The 16,388-nt window shown below is 70.1% G+C and carries 13 protein-coding genes and 2 pseudogenes; all 15 read left to right on the forward strand.

Translation table 11 applies throughout. The features are described from left to right. Positions 1-7: 7 nt before the first annotated feature. Positions 8-1,096, forward strand: coding sequence for an S-(hydroxymethyl)mycothiol dehydrogenase (locus tag OGH68_RS35680; protein WP_264249736.1), 1,089 nt, complete (start codon positions 8-10; stop codon positions 1,094-1,096). Further along, the gene (locus OGH68_RS35685; protein ID WP_264249737.1) at positions 1,093-1,725 is read left to right on the forward strand and encodes an MBL fold metallo-hydrolase; all 633 of its coding nucleotides are present in this window, start codon (positions 1,093-1,095) and stop codon (positions 1,723-1,725) included. The genes OGH68_RS35680 and OGH68_RS35685 overlap by 4 nt, the downstream gene beginning before the upstream one ends. 36 nt (positions 1,726-1,761) lie before the next feature. Then, positions 1,762-4,200 carry a GcvT family protein gene (locus OGH68_RS35690; RefSeq protein ID WP_264249738.1) on the forward strand — a complete coding sequence of 813 codons (2,439 nt, stop codon included), beginning with the start codon at positions 1,762-1,764 and terminating at the stop codon, positions 4,198-4,200. Positions 4,201-4,261: 61 nt separating this feature from the next. Continuing rightward, the gene (gene solA, locus OGH68_RS35695; RefSeq protein ID WP_264249739.1) at positions 4,262-5,410 is read left to right on the forward strand and encodes an N-methyl-L-tryptophan oxidase; all 1,149 of its coding nucleotides are present in this window, start codon (positions 4,262-4,264) and stop codon (positions 5,408-5,410) included. A gap of 20 nt (positions 5,411-5,430) precedes the next feature. Further along, positions 5,431-6,564, forward strand: a complete 1,134-nt coding sequence (locus OGH68_RS35700) for an aromatic ring-hydroxylating oxygenase subunit alpha (protein WP_264250445.1) — start codon at positions 5,431-5,433, stop codon at positions 6,562-6,564. 332 nt (positions 6,565-6,896) lie between these two features. Continuing rightward, entirely contained in the window at positions 6,897-8,024 is a 1,128-nt protein-coding gene (locus OGH68_RS36580) for a hypothetical protein (RefSeq protein WP_413471074.1), read from the forward strand. Positions 8,025-8,386: 362 nt separating this feature from the next. Beyond that, a pseudogene (locus tag OGH68_RS36585) lies at positions 8,387-9,039 on the forward strand (PP2C family protein-serine/threonine phosphatase); the annotation flags it as partial. 117 nt (positions 9,040-9,156) lie between these two features. After that, positions 9,157-9,582 carry an ATP-binding protein gene (locus tag OGH68_RS36590; RefSeq protein WP_413471148.1) on the forward strand — a complete coding sequence of 142 codons (426 nt, stop codon included), beginning with the start codon at positions 9,157-9,159 and terminating at the stop codon, positions 9,580-9,582. Between the two features lie 341 nt (positions 9,583-9,923). Continuing rightward, on the forward strand, positions 9,924-10,073 hold the full coding sequence (locus OGH68_RS35710; protein WP_264249740.1) for a hypothetical protein: 150 nt from the start codon (positions 9,924-9,926) through the stop codon (positions 10,071-10,073). Then, complete coding sequence (locus OGH68_RS35715) at positions 10,070-11,251, forward strand: NAD(P)/FAD-dependent oxidoreductase (protein WP_264249741.1); 1,182 nt, start codon at positions 10,070-10,072, stop codon at positions 11,249-11,251. Before OGH68_RS35710 ends, OGH68_RS35715 begins: the two co-directional genes overlap by 4 nt. 44 nt (positions 11,252-11,295) lie before the next feature. Beyond that, the gene (gene gcvH / locus OGH68_RS35720) at positions 11,296-11,685 is read left to right on the forward strand and encodes a glycine cleavage system protein GcvH (protein ID WP_264249743.1); all 390 of its coding nucleotides are present in this window, start codon (positions 11,296-11,298) and stop codon (positions 11,683-11,685) included. Further along, positions 11,682-12,941 (forward strand): serine hydroxymethyltransferase, encoded by a 1,260-nt coding sequence (gene glyA, locus OGH68_RS35725; RefSeq protein WP_264249744.1) that lies wholly within the window; start codon positions 11,682-11,684, stop codon positions 12,939-12,941. The genes gcvH and glyA overlap by 4 nt, the downstream gene beginning before the upstream one ends. 70 nt (positions 12,942-13,011) lie before the next feature. Beyond that, a complete protein-coding gene (locus tag OGH68_RS35730; RefSeq protein WP_264249746.1) occupies positions 13,012-14,394 on the forward strand; it encodes an L-serine ammonia-lyase in 1,383 nt (460 codons plus the stop codon). An 11-nt stretch (positions 14,395-14,405) separates the two neighbouring features. Beyond that, positions 14,406-15,395 (forward strand): GTP 3',8-cyclase MoaA, encoded by a 990-nt coding sequence (gene moaA, locus OGH68_RS35735; protein ID WP_264249747.1) that lies wholly within the window; start codon positions 14,406-14,408, stop codon positions 15,393-15,395. A gap of 98 nt (positions 15,396-15,493) precedes the next feature. Beyond that, a pseudogene (fdhD, locus tag OGH68_RS35740) lies at positions 15,494-16,333 on the forward strand (formate dehydrogenase accessory sulfurtransferase FdhD); the annotation flags it as partial. Positions 16,334-16,388 lie beyond the last annotated feature (55 nt).

A 16,388-nucleotide genomic window follows, 5' to 3' on the forward strand; every position in this document is an offset into this window, starting at 1 on the left:
ATCGACAGTGACACACGAGGTACGCGCCGTCGTCGCCCGGAAGAAGGGCGCTCCGGTCTCGGTGGAGACCATCCTGGTTCCCGACCCCGGCCCGGGCGAGGCGCTGGTGCAGGTGCAGGCCTGCGGCGTCTGTCACACCGACCTGCATTACCGGGAGGGCGGGATCGCCGACGAGTTCCCCTTCCTGCTCGGCCATGAGGCCGCGGGCGTGGTGGAGGCGGTCGGGGATGGCGTCACCGACGTCGCACCCGGCGACTTCGTCGTGCTCAACTGGCGCGCGGTCTGCGGCGGCCAGTGCCGGGCCTGCAGCAAGGGCAAGCCCTGGTACTGCTTTGCCACCCACAACGCCACCCAGGCGATGACGCTGGCCGACGGCACCCCACTGTCCCCGGCTCTGGGTATCGGCGCGTTCTCCGAGAAGACCCTGGTCGCCGCCGGCCAGTGCACCAAGGTGGACTCGACCGCCTCCGCCGCCGCGGCGGGACTGCTCGGCTGCGGCGTGATGGCCGGGTTCGGCGCCGCGGTCAACACCGGCGGGGTGGGCCGCGGGGACTCGATCGCGGTGATCGGCTGCGGCGGCGTGGGCATGGCTGCCATCGCGGGCGCCAAGGTGGCCGGTGCCGGCCGCATCATCGCCGTCGACGTCGACGAGCGGAAGCTGAGGTGGGCCGAAAAGTTCGGCGCCACCGACACCGTCGACTCCTCCAGGACCGACGCCGTCGAGGCCATCCGCGCCCTCACCGGCGGCTTCGGCGCCGACGTCGTCGTGGACGCCGTGGGTCGTCCTGAAACCTACAAGCAGGCCTTCTACGCCCGCGACCTGGCCGGCACCGCCGTCCTGGTCGGCGTCCCCACCCCGGAACTGACCGTAGACCTCCCCCTGCTGGACGTCTTCGGCCGCGGCGGGGCACTGAAGTCCTCCTGGTACGGCGACTGCCTGCCCTCCCGGGACTTCCCCGCCCTGATCGACCTCTACTTGCAAGGCCGCTTCGACCTGGCGGAGTTCGTCAGCGAGAAGATCGCCCTCGACGAGGTGGAAGCGGCGTTCGCCAAGATGCACCGCGGTGAGGTCCTGCGCTCGGTGGTCGTCCTGTGACGGCGCGGATCGAGCACCTGGTCACCTCCGGAACCTTCCAGCTGGACGGGGGTAGTTGGGAGGTGGACAACAACGTCTGGCTCATCGGTGACGACCGGGAGGTCTTGGTCATCGACGCTGCGCACGACGCAGCGGCGATCGCGGCCGCTGTCGGCGACCGGCGTCTGGTCGGCATCGTGTGCACCCACGCCCACAACGACCACATCAACGCCGCCCCTGCTCTCGCCGCCCGCACCGGGGCGCCCATCCTGCTCCATCCGGCCGACGCGGTGCTGTGGAAGGAGGTGCACCCCGACAGGGAGCACGGGCACTGGGAACTCGTCGACGGCGAGCTGCTGGCCGTGGCAGACACCGGACTGTATGTGCTGCACACTCCCGGGCACTCTCCCGGGGCGATCTGCCTGTACGCGCCCGAGCTGGGCGTCCTGTTCTCCGGCGACACTCTTTTCCAGGGCGGTCCCGGGGCCACCGGCCGATCCTACTCCGACTTCGACACCATCATCGCCTCCATCCGCGACCGGCTGCTCACGCTCCCCGCCGACACCACCGTCCACCCCGGTCATGGCGCCACCACCTCGATCGGGGCCGAAGCCCCCCATCTCGACGACTGGATCGCCCGAGGGCACTGACCCACCCGCCGCAGAACATGAATCTGGAGGAAGGCCATGGCGGCACAGCCGAAGGTGGTCATCATCGGTGCAGGCATCGTCGGGTGCGCACTCAGCGACGAACTCACCGCACGCGGCTGGACGGACGTCACCGTCCTGGAGCAGGGCCCGCTCTTCACCACGGGCGGCTCCACCTCGCACGCCCCCGGTCTGGTCTTCCAGACCAACGGGTCCAAGACGATGACCGAATTCGCCCGCTACACGGTCGAGAAGTACAGCACGCTGACCCTGGACGGGCAGTGGTGCTTCCGGCAGGTCGGCGGGCTGGAGGTGGCCACCCGCCCCGAGCGGCTGGCGGAGATTCAGCGCCGGCACGGGTGGCTGAGCTCCTGGGGCGTCGACAGCCGCCTGCTGACACCCGAGGAGTCCGCCGAGCTGCACCCCCTGCTGGACGCCGAGCAGATCCTCGGCGGATTCCACATCCCGAGCGACGGCCTGGCCAATGCCGTGCGGGCGGGCGAGGCGCAGGCCCGCCGGGCGATGTCCCGCGGCGCTCGGTTCCTCGGCCACCACACGGTGACCGGGATCGAGACGAGCGGGGACCAGGTCAGCGCGGTGGTCACGGACGAGGGGACCTCCCCGGCGGACATCGTGGTCTCCTGCGCCGGCTTCTGGGGCCCGAAGATCGGACGCATGGTCGGGCAGGACGTGCCGCTGGTGCCACTGGCCCACCAGTACGCCAGGACCACCGCACTGCCCGTGCTCGCCGGGCGCAACGACGAGCGTACCGAGGCGTCCCTGCCCATCCTGCGCAACCAGGACGCCGGCCTGTACTACCGCGAGCTCGTCGACCGGATCGGCATCGGCTCCTACGCCCACCGGCCGATGCCCGTCCGCCTGGAGGACGTCCCGCACCCACGTGACGCCGTCGTGATGCCGTCCTCGCTGGAGTTCACCGAGGCCGACTTCGAGGGCGCCTGGGACGACTCGGTCGCCCTGCTCCCGCCCCTGGCCGACGCGAAGGTCGAGGAGGGCTTCAACGGCATCTTCTCCTTCACCTCCGACGGCATGCCGCTGATGGGCGAGTCACCGACCGTGCAGGGCTTCTGGCTGGCAAAGGCCGTGTGGGTCACCCACTCCGCCGGCGTGGCCAAGGCGATGGCCGAGTGGCTGGTCGACGGCCGGCCCGGCACCGATGTCCACGAGTGCGCCTACAACCGCTTCGAGGAGGTGCAGCTGGCCCCCTCCTACGTGCACGAGCGCAGCTGCCAGAACTTCGACGAGGTGTACGACATCCTCCACCCGCTGCAGCCGGTTCAGGCCCCGCGCCCCCTGCGGATCAGTCCCTTCCACTCCCGCCAGGAGGCACTCGGCGCAGTCTTCCTGGAAGGCGGCGGCTGGGAACGGGCCCACTGGTACGAGGCCAACGCCAACCTGCCAGAAGCGGCCCGGATCCCCCACCGCAACGACTGGGCGTCCCGCTACTGGTCGCCGATCGCCGGTGCCGAGGCCCTCGTCACCCGCGAGCGTGTGGCCCTGTACGACATGACGCCGCTGAAGCGGCTCGAGGTCACGGGCCCCGAAGCGCTCGCCTTCCTCCAGGTGCTGACGACCAATCAACTCGACAAACCGGTCGGCTCGGTCACCTACACCCTGCTGCTCGACGACGCCGGCGGCATCCGCAGCGACTTGACCATCGCCCGCCTGGACACCGAGCGCTTCCAGATCGGCGCCAACGGCAACCTCGATCTGGACTGGCTGCGCCGCCATCTGCCTGGCGACGGCTCCGTGCAGGTGCGCGACATCACCGCCGGCACCTGCTGCCTGGGCGTGTGGGGCCCGCGCGCCCGCGACCTGGTGCAACCGCTGACCGAAACCGACTTCTCGCACCAGGGCTTCGGCTACTTCAAGGCCAAGCAGGCCCATCTCGGCGACGTCCCGGTCACCGCGATGCGACTCAGCTACGTGGGCGAGCTCGGCTGGGAGCTTTACACCACGGCCGATCTCGGAGCCAAGCTGTGGGACACCCTGTGGGAGGCCGGACAGGAGCTGGGGATCATCACTGCCGGCCGCAGCGCCTTCAACAGCTTGCGCCTGGAGAAGCGCTACCGCTCCTGGGGCCATGACATGACCACCGAGCACAACCCCTACGAGGCCGGTCTCGGCTTCGCCGTCCGCCGCAAGAAGCCGCACTTCACCGGACGGCCCGCGCTGGAGGGAGTCAGCGAGGAGACTGTCGGCCGCCGACTCACCGCCCTGGTGATGCAGGACCAGCAGGCCGTGGTGATGGGTCACGAGCCGGTCTACGCGGACGGCCGGCCGGTCGGATACGTGACCAGCGCTGCGTACGGCTACACGATCGACTACGCCTGGCTGCCCGCCCAGCACACCGCCCCTGGAACGCCGGTGGAGATCGAGTACTTCGGCACCAGAGTCGCGGCTGTCACGGCCGCCGAGCCCCTGTTCGACCCCGAGATGTCACGCATCCGGCGCTGAACCGGCCACGGGCACGCGCAGAACCAACTCAACGACAGCAAGATTCCCAGGAGATGGACACATGGCTCCTTCGTACGACGTGATCGTCGTCGGTCTGGGCGGGATGGGCAGCGCAGCCGCCTACCACCTTGCCGCCCGCGGTCAGCGAGTGCTCGGCCTGGAGCGCTTCGGCCCGGCCCACAACCTCGGCTCCAGCCACGGCGGATCCCGTATCTACCGGCAGGCCTACTTCGAGGACCCCGCCTATGTTCCACTGCTGCTCCGCTCCCACGAGCTGTGGGAGAAGCTGGCCGTCGACTCCGGCCACGAGGTCTTCACCGAAACAGGCGGCCTCATGATCGGCCGCGAGGACAGCCTCGCCTTCGCCGGCACACTCAGCAGCGCCCAGCAGTGGGGCCTGGACCATGAGGTCCTTGGCGCCGCCGACATCCGGCGCCGCTTCCCCACCTTCAACCCGGCCGCCGAGGACGTCGGCTTCTACGAGCGCAAGGCCGGCGTCGCCCGGCCGGAGGCCACCGTCACCGCCCACCTGAATCTGGCCCGCGAACACGGCGCCGAGCTGCACTTCGCGGAAATGGTCCTCGCTTGGGAGGCCGACGGCCCGGGAGGCAAGGCCTGGGTGGTGACCGACCGCGGCACCTACACCGCCGACCGGCTGGTCATCGCCCCCGGCGCCTGGGCTCCGAAGCTCCTCTCCGGCCTCGGGATGAGCGTGACGGTGGAGCGTCAGGTCATGTACTGGTTCCAGCCCGAAGGCGGAACCGGCCCGTTCACCCCCGACCGGCACCCCGTCTACATCTGGGAGGACCCGGACGGCACCCAGATCTACGGCTTCCCCTCCCTCGACGGCCCTGACGGAGGCGCCAAGGTCGCCTTCTTCCGCAAGGGCGTCCCCAGCGACCCGGACACCCTCGACAGGGAAGTCCACCCCGAGGAGACCGCGGCCATCACCGAGTACCTGCGTCCGCGCATTCCCACCCTGCCCGGCCGCTTCCTCAAGGCCGCGGCCTGCATGTACAGCAACACTCCGGACGAGCACTTCGTCCTCGCCCAGCACCCCGAGCACCCGCAGGTAACGGTGGCCTGCGGATTCTCCGGCCACGGCTTCAAGTTCGTGCCCGTGGTCGGCGAGATCCTCGCCGACCTCGCCACAGAAGGCACCACCGAACACCCCATCGCACTCTTCGACCCCCGCCGTGTGCGCGTGTGACATCTTCCGAGGTGAGAATGATGAGCAGGACCAGTCTGTCCCCGAGCTTGATCGCCACGTTGTCCGGGGAGTACTACACCGATCCTTCAGTCTTCGCTGCCGAGCAGGAGCGTGTTTTCGAGGCCATGTGGTTCTGTGCGGTCCGTGCTTCGGAGCTGGCCGGGCCCGGTGCTTTCCGCACGGTTCAGGTGGGGCGGGAGAGTGTGTTGATCTCGCGTTCCCGGGACGGTTCGGTCAGGGCGTTTTTGAACATCTGCCGGCACCGTGGTGCGAAGTTGTGCACGGAGGAGTCGGGTGAGGTCAAGCGGGCGTTCCAGTGCCCGTACCATGCCTGGACCTACGGTCTGGACGGCAAGTTGGTCGCGGCTCCGAATCTGACGTCGATGCCGGACATCGACCGGGTCGAGTACGGGCTGGTCAATGTCCATGTCCGTGAGTGGCTCGGGTATGTGTGGGTGTGTCTTGCGCAGACGCCGCCGTCGTTCGAGGCGGATGTGATCGGTGCGGTGGCTGAGCGGTTGGGCGGCGCCGAGCCGATCGAGAACTACGGGATCGATGACCTTCGGGTGGGCCGGCGGATCACGTATGACGTGAAGGCCAACTGGAAGCTGATCATCGAGAATTTCATGGAGTGCTACCACTGCGCCACCATTCATCCCGAACTGACGGAGGTGTTGCCGGAGTTCGCGGACGGGTTCGCGGCGCAGTACTACGTCGGCCATGGTGCCCGGTTCGGTGAGGAGGTCAAGGGGTTCACGGTCGACGGCGGTGAGGGTCTGGACCGTATTCCGGGTGTGGCGCAGGAGCAGGATCGTCGCTACTACGCGATCACCGTGCGGCCGCAGGTGTTCGTCAACCTGGTGCCGGACCATGTGATCTTCCACCGGATGTATCCGATGGCGCACGATCGCACGGTCGTGGAGTGCGACTGGCTTTACTTGCCCCACGTCGTGGAGAGCGGCAAGGACGTGGACCGGTCGGTGGAGCTGTTCCACCGGGTGAACCAGCAGGACTTCGATGCCTGCGAGCGCACCCAGCCGGCGATGAGTTCGAGGGCGTATGCCAAGGGCGGTGTCCTGGTGCCCAGCGAGCACCACATCGGCGAATTCCACACCTGGCTGCAGCACAAGCTCGACGCGCGGCCCACTCAGTGACCCGCCCCCACCAGTACAGCCCGTCCACCTGCCGCGCGGCCCCTCCGGCAGGTGGACGGGCCCCATCGGCCCATCCCGCACCGTGCAGTGAGGGTGCCGGATCGGCAGCCACCACGGTGCGGTCGCGCGCAGGAGTGTTGGCTTATCGCGACAACCGGGACTAGAAGTGTGATATGCGCAAATTTAGGCGGTCCTCCGTATCGTCTGCCCGGCTTTTCACCGGGTGGCGTACGCGGGGGGACCGGCGTCCGAGGGGCGGGCAGCCGGCCGGGGGCGAGGGGGACCACGAGGCTCCGCACCGGTCGCCGGTACGCCTGCCCTCTGTGTTGAGCGTGCTCAGCGTCGCGGGCCAGGTCTTCTTCCTGCAGGTGGCGGTCGTCATGCTGATCGTCGTCGCTGCGGTGGTCGCCCTTGTGCTGCAGGGTCGGGGTGCGAGCCTGCAGGATGCCCGTGAGCGCTCGCTCGTCGGCGCCGCGACCTTCGCGCGCCCCCCGGGGACGCTGGCCGCCATGACATCCTCCGACCCCAGTGCACGGCTGCAGCCGCGTGCGGAGGAGGCCCGGAAGCTGTCCGGGGTGGACTACGTCATCGCGTTCGACACGGCCGGCTTCCGCTGGACCCACCCCGACCCGGATCTGATCGGCAAGCGCGTCGTCGGCTCCTATGCGGAAGCGCTCGCCGGCAAGGTGCACCAGGAGACCTACGACACCCCCGGGGTCGGCCGCGCCGTGGACTCGATGGTCCCCGTCTTCGACACCGACGGCAAGGTCGTCGGGCTGGTGTCGGTCGGCATCACGGTCAAGAGCGTGAACGAGGAGGTGATGGAACAGCTTCCGCTGCTGCTCGGTTCCGCGGCCGGCGGGCTGGTGCTGGTTACGGGAGGCTCGGCGTTGGTGAGCCGGCGCCTGCGGCGGCAGACGCACGGTCTGGAGCCGGCGGAGATGACGCGGATGTACGAGCACCACGACGGGGTCCTGCACTCGGTCCGGGAAGGCGTGGTCGTCGTCAGTGGCGAGGGGCGGTTGCTGCTGGCCAATGATGAGGCGTGCCGTCTGCTGGATCTGCCCGACGACGTGGAGGGCTGGCGGGTCACCGACCTCGGCCTGGCCCCGCGTACTGCCGCGCTGCTGGCTTCGGGCCGAGCAGCCACCGACGAGGTGCTCCTGGCGGGGGAGAGGCTGCTGGCGGTCAACCTGCGGCCGACCGCCCCGCATGGGGGCAGGCCGGGAGCGTGGCGACCCTGCGGGACACCACTGAGCTGCGCGCACTGGCGGGCCGGGCCGAAGTGGCGCGGGAACGCCTTCGACTGCTCTACGACGCCGGAGTGCGGATCGGCACCACGCTGGATGTGGTGCGCACCACCGAGGAACTGGCCGAGATCGCGGTCCCCCGGTTCGCCGACTTCGTCACCGTCGAGTTGCTGGATGCTGTCCGGCTGGGCGAGGAACCGGACGGCGTAACCCTGACCATGCGCCGCACCGCCGTGCGCGGCATCCGGGACGACCACCCGCTGTACCCGGCGGGCGCGGTGATCACATTCCTGCCGGCGACGCCGCAGGCGCAGGGCCTGCAGGGCGGTCACGCCGTGCTGGAGCCCGATCTGAGCCTCGGACCGGGCTGGCAAGCTCCGGATCTTCAGCGGGCGGGGCGCGTCCTGGGCTTCGGCATCCACTCCCTGATCACCGTGCCGTTGCAGGCCCGCGGCGTGGTGCTGGGGATGGTCGACTTCTGGCGCTCGGAACAGGACTCCTTCGCCGAGGAACTGACCGCCCGTGCGGCGGTGTGCATCGACAACGCCCGCCGCTACACCCGCGAGCACACCATGGCCGTCACCTTGCAGCGCAGCCTGCTGCCCCACAGCCTGCCCCAGCAATCGGCCCTGGAAGTGGCCCACCGATACCTGCCGGCCCAAGCCGGAGTGGGCGGGGACTGGTTCGACGTCATCCCCCTGCCCGGCGCCCGCGTCGCCCTGGTCGTCGGCGATGTCGTCGGGCACGGCCTGCACGCGGCCGCCACCATGGGCAGCCTGCGCACCGCCGTCCACAACTTCTGCGCCCTCGACCTTCCCCCGACGAGCTCATGGGCCACCTGGACGAGCTGGTCGCCGACATCGACCAGAGAGAGGCCGCCGAGGGCGAGAGCGAAGGCGTCACCGGCGCCACCTGCCTGTTCGCGATCTACGACCCGGCCTCCGGCCATTGCAGCATCGTCCGGGCCGGCCATCCCTCACCCGCCCTTGTGCACCCCGACGGCACCGTCACCTTCCCCGACGTGCCGGTCTCCCCGCCCCTCGGCCTGGGCGCGGGCCTGCCCATCGAGACCGCCGAACTGCAACTGCCCGAGGGCTCCCGGCTGGCCCTGTACACCGACGGGCTCGTCGAGGACCGCGACCGCGACATCGACACCGGCCTCGAACTCCTGCGAGACGCCCTGGCACACCCCGACCAGACTCCGGAACAGGCGTGTCAGGCGGTGCTCGACGCCCTGGTGCCCGACCGCCCCAGCGACGACATCGCCCTGCTGGTGGCCCGTACCCGGCTGCTGGACCCGGACCGGGTCGCCGGGTGGGACGTGCCCTCCGATCCAGCTGCGGTGGCCTCCGTCCGCACTGCCTGCGTCCGTCAGCTGGAGACCTGGGGCCTGGACGAGATCGCCTTCACCACTGAACTCATCCTCAGTGAACTGGTCACCAACGCCATCCGCTACGGAGCCGAACCCGTCAGGCTCCGCCTGCTGTACGACCGGTCCAACCTGATCTGCGAAGTCGCCGACGGCAGCAGCACCTCCTCGCACCGGCGCCGGGCGGCCACCACCGACGAGGGCGGCCGGGGACTGTTCCTCGTCGCCCAGTTCGCCCAGCGCTGGGGCACCCGGTACACCGCCCGCGGCAAGGTCATCTGGACCGAACAGCCACTGGACGAGACGGCAGCCGGGCTGGGCGGAGCCACTGGTGATCTCCTGCTGGATGGGGGCACCTTCCAGGCGGAGATCTGGGGGAGGGGCGAGCCGGCGCCGTGACCGCGGGCCGCCACCTCCTGGGCCGGGCCGTCCGCGCGTAGTCGCCCGGTCGGTTTCGGCGGCGGCAACGTGCGTTCGGCATGCCCCTGCTGCGGCGGCCTCAAGGGACCGGGTCGCGCCCGCTTTCTGTTGAGAATGGCGCAACAATGTGCACGGTAGGGGACTGGCGCGGCTTTCTCTCTTGACAACCCCCGGGTCAACCGAAAACATGTTGCGCATAGTGAATTTGGTTGTGTTATTCGAGACAGCCTTGTTGCTCTCGCTCCGTCGATAAACCGGGTGCCACCCCCGGCCCGACGGCTCCCCATCCCAGTCGGGCACCCGCAACCCGGAGGTTCCCCATGATCACGGTGTGCCGGATCGAAAACCTGCAGCCTGGCGAGTCCAGCGGCGTCACCTGCCCGCCGGTGAAGGACCCGGTGCGCACCCGCCAGGCCTCCCCGGCAGGCGGCCACGTCCAACTCCACGTCACCGGCGGGGAGCCCGCATGAGGAGCATCACCGTCGTCGGAGCGTCGCTGGCAGGGCTGAGTACGGTCCGCGCGCTGCGCGCAGAAGGCTACGACGGCGACCTCGTCGTCGTCGGGGAGGAGCGCCACACCCCCTACGACCGCCCGCCGCTGTCCAAAGACTTCCTCAAGGGCGACCTCGACGCCGCCGCGCTCGCGCTCGGCGACGCGGACGAGTATGAGGACCTGAACGTGCAGTGGCTGCTCGGCGAGCGCGCGACGCGGCTCGACACCACAGCCCGTTCCGTCATCCTGGCCGGAGGGCGGCAGCTGCGCACCGACGGGGTCGTCGTCGCGACCGGCGCCGGTCCACGGACGCTCCCCGGCATGAAGGGTCTGGCCGGTGTCCACACCCTGCGGACCCTGGACGACGCCAAGGCCCTGCGCGCCGAGCTGTTGGACGGCCTGCCCCGCGTCGTCGTCATCGGCGCCGGCTTCATCGGCGCCGAGGTGGCGTCCACCGCTCACCAGCTCGGACTCCACGTCACCGTCGTCGAGGCACTCGACGTACCACTGGAACGCCAACTGGGGCGCGAGATGGGGCTGGTGTGCTCCTCGCTCCACACCGATCACGGAGTGCGCCTGCTGTGCGGAACCGGCGTGGCCGGATTCAACGGCGACGGCCGGGTCACGGGCGTACGGCTAGGGGACGGGCGCCTGCTGCCCGCCGACATCGTCGTGGTCGGGGTGGGCGTACGGCCCGCCACCGACTGGCTCGCCGGTTCCGGCGTTCAGGTGGACGACGGAGTGGTGTGCGATACCGGCTGCGCGACCAGCGTCCCGGGCGTGGTCGCCGTCGGTGACGTCGCCCGCTGCCCCAGCCTGTTCACCGGGCGGCATGTACGCATCGAGCACTGGAGCAACGCCACCGAGCAGGCGAAGACCGCCGCCCGCACGCTGCTCTCCGGCGTGTCGGCCCCAGCCCCGCGCACCGCGCCGTACTTCTGGTCCGACCAGTACAAGGTGCGCATCCAACTCGCCGGACACGTCGTCCCCGGTGCCGAGCCGCAGGTCGTCGAGGGCGACCGCGGCAGCCGCTCCTTCACGGCCGTCTACCGGCACGAGGGCAACCCCGTCGCCGTGCTCTCGCTGAACCAGCCGAAGCTGTTCAACCGGCTCCGCCGCACCCTCACCCCGGCCGTCGCGGCCGCCGCCTCATGAGCTCCTCGCCCCGACTGCCCCTGCGGTCCCCGCGGGAGATCTCCATGAGCGTTCCGGAGCACCTGCGGTACACCTGGGACCACGAGTGGCTGGTCGTGGACGAGGGCAACGCGACCGTCGGCATCACCGCGTTCGCGGCCGACGCGCTCGGCAATGTCGTCCACCTCCGGCTGCCCGAAGTCGGCACCCAGGTCGAGGCCGGGGAGAGCTGCGGGGAGATCAGGTCACCAACGGCCGTCAGCGACCTGTACGCACCTGCCTCGGGTGAGGTCCTGGAAGTCAACACTGCGCTGGCCGACAACCCAGGCGTCGTCAACGCGTTTCCCTACAGCGTCGGTTGGCTGTTCAAACTGCGGGTCGAGAACATCGCCGGCGCACTGTCCGCCGATGCGTATGCCGCGTACTGCGCCCACACACAAGGAGACCGCCGATGACCCTCTTCCACCAGCCTCTCCATGAGCTGGACCCGGATGTCGCCGCCGTGGTCGACGCCGAGCTCCACCGTCAGCAGTCCACCCTCGAGATGATCGCCTCGGAGAACTTCGCTCCGGTCGCGGTCATGGAGGCCCAGGGCTCCGTCCTCACCAACAAGTACGCCGAGGGCTACCCGGGCCGCCGCTACTACGGCGGCTGCGAGCACGTCGACGTGGTCGAGCAGATCGCGATCGACCGCATCAAGGCGCTGTTCGGCGCCGAGCACGCCAATGTGCAGCCCCACTCGGGCGCCCAGGCGAACGCCGCCGCGATGTTCGCGCTGCTGAAGCCGGGCGACACGATCATGGGCCTGAACCTGGCCCACGGCGGTCACCTGACCCACGGCATGAAGATCAACTTCTCCGGCAAGCTCTACAACGTGGTCGCGTACCACGTCGACGACGCCACCGGCCAGGTCGACATGGCAGAGGTCGAGCGGCTCGCCAAGGAGTCCAAGCCGAAGCTGATCGTCGCCGGCTGGTCCGCGTACCCGCGTCAGCTGGACTTCGCGGCCTTCCGCCGGATCGCCGACGAGGTCGGCGCGTACCTGATGGTCGACATGGCCCACTTCGCGGGCCTGGTCGCCGCGGGTCTGCACCCCAACCCGGTGCCGCACGCCCACGTCGTCACCACCACCACGCACAAGACCCTCGGCGGTCCGCGCGGCGGTGTGATCCTGTCCACGGCCGAGCTCGCCAAGAAGATCAACTCCGCGGTCTTCCCCGGCCAGCAGGGCGGCCCGCTGGAGCACGTCATCGCGGCGAAGGCGGTCTCCTTCAAGGTCGCCGCGTCCGAGGACTTCAAGGAGCGCCAGCAGCGCACGCTGGACGGCGCCCGCATCCTCGCCGGCCGGCTGCTTGCCGACGATGTCGCCGAGGCCGGCGTCTCCGTCCTGAGCGGTGGAACCGAGGTCCACCTGGTCCTGGTCGACCTGCGCAACTCCGAGCTGGACGGCCGGCAGGCCGAGGACCGTCTCCACGAGGTCGGCATCACGGTCAACCGCAACGCCATCCCGAACGACCCGCGGCCGCCGATGGTCACCTCGGGTCTGCGGATCGGCACGCCGGCGCTCGCCACCCGCGGCTTCACCACCGAGGACTTCCGCGAGGTCGCGGACATCATCGCCGAGGCCCTCAAACCGACCTACGACGCCACCGCCCTGCGCGCACGGGTGACCGCCCTGACCGAGAAGCACCCGCTCTACCCCGGCCTGTAACCGACAACCCTCGCAAGGGACGTGCTCACGCCCATGGCCGGCATGTCCCTCAAATCCCACGGAGTGTGGCGTGGCAATCAGCGTCTTCGACCTGTTCTCCATCGGCATCGGCCCGTCCAGCTCGCACACCGTCGGCCCGATGCGAGCCGCCCGGATGTTCGCCGTCCGGCTGAAGAAGGACGGCCTGCTCGCCCAGTCCGCCGCGGTGCGGGCGGAGCTCTTCGGCTCCCTCGGCGCCACCGGTCACGGCCACGGCACCCCCAAGGCCGTGCTGCTCGGACTGGAGGGCAACGAGCCGCACACGGTCGACGTCGCCCAGGCCGAGCTGGACGTCGAGCGGATCCACACCACCAAGCGCATCCGCCTCCTCGGTACCGAGATCGGCCCGGCCCACGAGATCAACTTCGATGCCTCGACCCAGCTGGTCCTGCACCGCCGGCGCTCGCTGCCGTACCACGCCAACGGTATGTCCCTGTTCGCGTACGACGCGGACGGGCTGCCGCTGCTGGAGAAGACGTACTACTCGGTCGGCGGCGGCTTCGTGGTCGACGAGGAGGCCGTCGGCGCGGACCGGATCAAGCTTGACGACACAGTCCTGAAGCATCCCTTCCGCACCGGGGACGAACTCCTGCGCATGGCCCGCGAGACGGGCCTGTCGATCTCCGCTCTGATGCTGGAGAACGAGAAGGCCTGGCGCACCGAGGACGAGATCCGCACCGGCCTGCTGGAGATCTGGCGGGTCATGCAGGCGTGCGTCTCCCGAGGCCTGTCCCGCGAAGGGATCCTCCCCGGCGGCCTGAAGGTCCGTCGGCGCGCCGCCGCGGCGGGACGGGCGCTGCGCAGCGAGGGCGACCCGGCGGGCCGCGCGATGGAGTGGGTGACCCTCTACGCGATGGCCGTGAACGAGGAGAACGCCGCCGGCGGCCGGGTCGTGACCGCGCCGACGAACGGCGCCGCCGGGATCATCCCGGCCGTTCTGCACTACTACCTCGACTTCGTGCCGGGCGCGGACGAGGACGGCATCATCCGCTTCCTGCTCGCAGCGGGTGCGATCGGCATGCTGTTCAAGGAGAACGCCTCCATCTCCGGCGCCGAGGTCGGCTGCCAGGGCGAGGTCGGCTCCGCCTGCTCCATGGCTGCAGGCGGCCTGGCCGAGGTGCTGGGCGGCAGCCCGGAGCAGGTGGAGAACGCCGCGGAGATCGGCATGGAGCACAACCTCGGCCTGACCTGCGACCCGGTCGGCGGCCTGGTGCAGATCCCGTGCATCGAGCGCAACGGCATGGCCGCGGTCAAGGCGGTGACCGCGGCTCGTATGGCCATGCGAGGCGACGGCCGCCACCACGTCTCCCTCGACAAGGTCATCAAGACCATGAAGGAGACCGGTGCCGACATGAAGGTGAAGTACAAGGAGACCGCCCGCGGCGGTCTCGCCGTCAACGTCATCGAGTGCTGAGGGGGCGAGCGGTGCTCATCGACACATTCGGTCGCGTCGCTACCGACCTCAGGGTCTCGCTCACCGACCGGTGCAACCTGCGCTGTACGTACTGCATGCCGGAAGAGGGCCTGCAGTGGCTGGCCAAGCCCGGCCTGCTCACCGACGACGAGATCGTCCGGCTGATCCGCACCGCGGTCACCGGCCTCGGCATCGAGGAGGTCCGCTTCACCGGGGGCGAGCCACTGTTGAGGCCCGGCCTCGTGGGCATCGTCGAGCGCTGCGCCGCCCTCGAACCCCGCCCTCGGATGTCGTTGACCACCAACGGCATCGGGCTGCAGCGCACCGCTCAGGCGCTGAGGGACGCGGGGCTGGACCGGGTCAACGTCTCGCTGGACACGCTGCGCCCGGACGTCTTCAAGGCTCTGACCCGCCGCGACCGCCACCGGGACGTGCTGAAGGGTCTGGAAGGGGCCCGTGCCGCGGGTCTCACCCCGGTCAAGGTCAACGCCGTGCTGATGCCCGGCCTCAACGATGACGAGGCGCCCGACCTGCTCGCCTGGGCCGTGGAGAACGGCTACGAGTTCCGTTTCATCGAGCAGATGCCGCTGGACGCCCAGCACGGCTGGAAGCGCGATGGCATGATCACCGCAGGCGACGTCCTGGAGAGCCTGCGCACCCGCTTCACCCTCACCCCTGAGCCGGGCAAGGCCCGCGGCTCCGCGCCCGCCGAGCGCTGGATCGTCGACGGCGGCCCGGCCCGGGTGGGCGTCATCGCCTCCGTCACCCGGCCCTTCTGCCGCGCCTGCGACCGCACCCGGCTCACGGCTGACGGCCAGCTGCGGACCTGCCTGTTCGCGCGGGAGGAGTCCGATCTGCGCGAGGCGTTGCGTTCCGGGGCACCCGACGAGGAGATCGCACGGCTGTGGCAGACGGCGATGCGGGGCAAGAAGGCCGGGTCCGGGCTCGACGACCCGTCCTTCCTGCAGCCCGAGCGGCCGATGTCGGCGATCGGCGGCTGACGCCCCCGGGCGTCGAGCGGCACGACGTCCCCGAGGAAGCGGACGCCCACAGGATTCAGCAGTTCGGCCACCAGCACGTACAGAACCGGGAGCAACGCATGGGACGGGTCACCGAGCGACGGCGCGTGCTGCGCATTCGGGACGGTGCGGTGAGCACCCGCCCGGACACACTGGTCGCCGAGGAACCACTGGAGATCCGGCTGAACGGCAAGCCGCTGGCGATCACCATGCGCACGCCCGGCGACGACTTCGCGCTGGCTGCCGGATTCCTGGTGAGCGAGGGCGTCCTCGGCCGGACCGAGGACGTGGCGAACATCTTGTACTGCGCGGGCGCCACGAGCGACGGTTCGAACACGTACAATGTCGTCGACGTGCAACTCGCCCCCGGTGTGCCGGTGCCCGACATCACGCTCGAGCGGAACGTGTACACCACCTCCTCCTGCGGGCTGTGCGGCAAGGCCAGCCTGGAGGCCGTGCGGACCACCGCCCGCGGGCCGATCTCCGACGTCCCCCCGGTCCGGGTCGCCCCCGAGCTGCTGGCCACCCTGCCCGACCGACTGCGGGCCGCGCAGCGGGTGTTCGACCGGACCGGCGGCCTGCACGCCGCCGGTCTGTTCTCGCCCGAGGGCGAACTGCTGGACCTGCGCGAGGACGTGGGCCGTCACAACGCCGTCGACAAGCTGATCGGCCGCGCGCTGCAGTCCGGCCGACTGCCGTTGTCCCGGAGCATTCTGCTGGTGTCCGGGCGGGCGTCCTTCGAGCTGGCCCAGAAGGCGGTCATGGCAGGCATCCCGGTGCTGGCGGCGGTCTCGGCACCGTCCTCCCTCGCGGTGGACCTGGCATCGGAGACCGGGCTCACACTCATCGGCTTCCTGCGCGGAGCCTCCATGAACGTGTACGCGGGCGACCAGCGCCTCGACCTGCGGCCCGCGGTCGCAGCGGCGGGCGTCGCGCCGGCGACATCGACGTCCTCGACACGAGCCGCACCACAGA

Source organism: Streptomyces peucetius (assembly GCF_025854275.1).
Lineage (GTDB): Bacteria > Actinomycetota > Actinomycetes > Streptomycetales > Streptomycetaceae > Streptomyces > Streptomyces peucetius_A.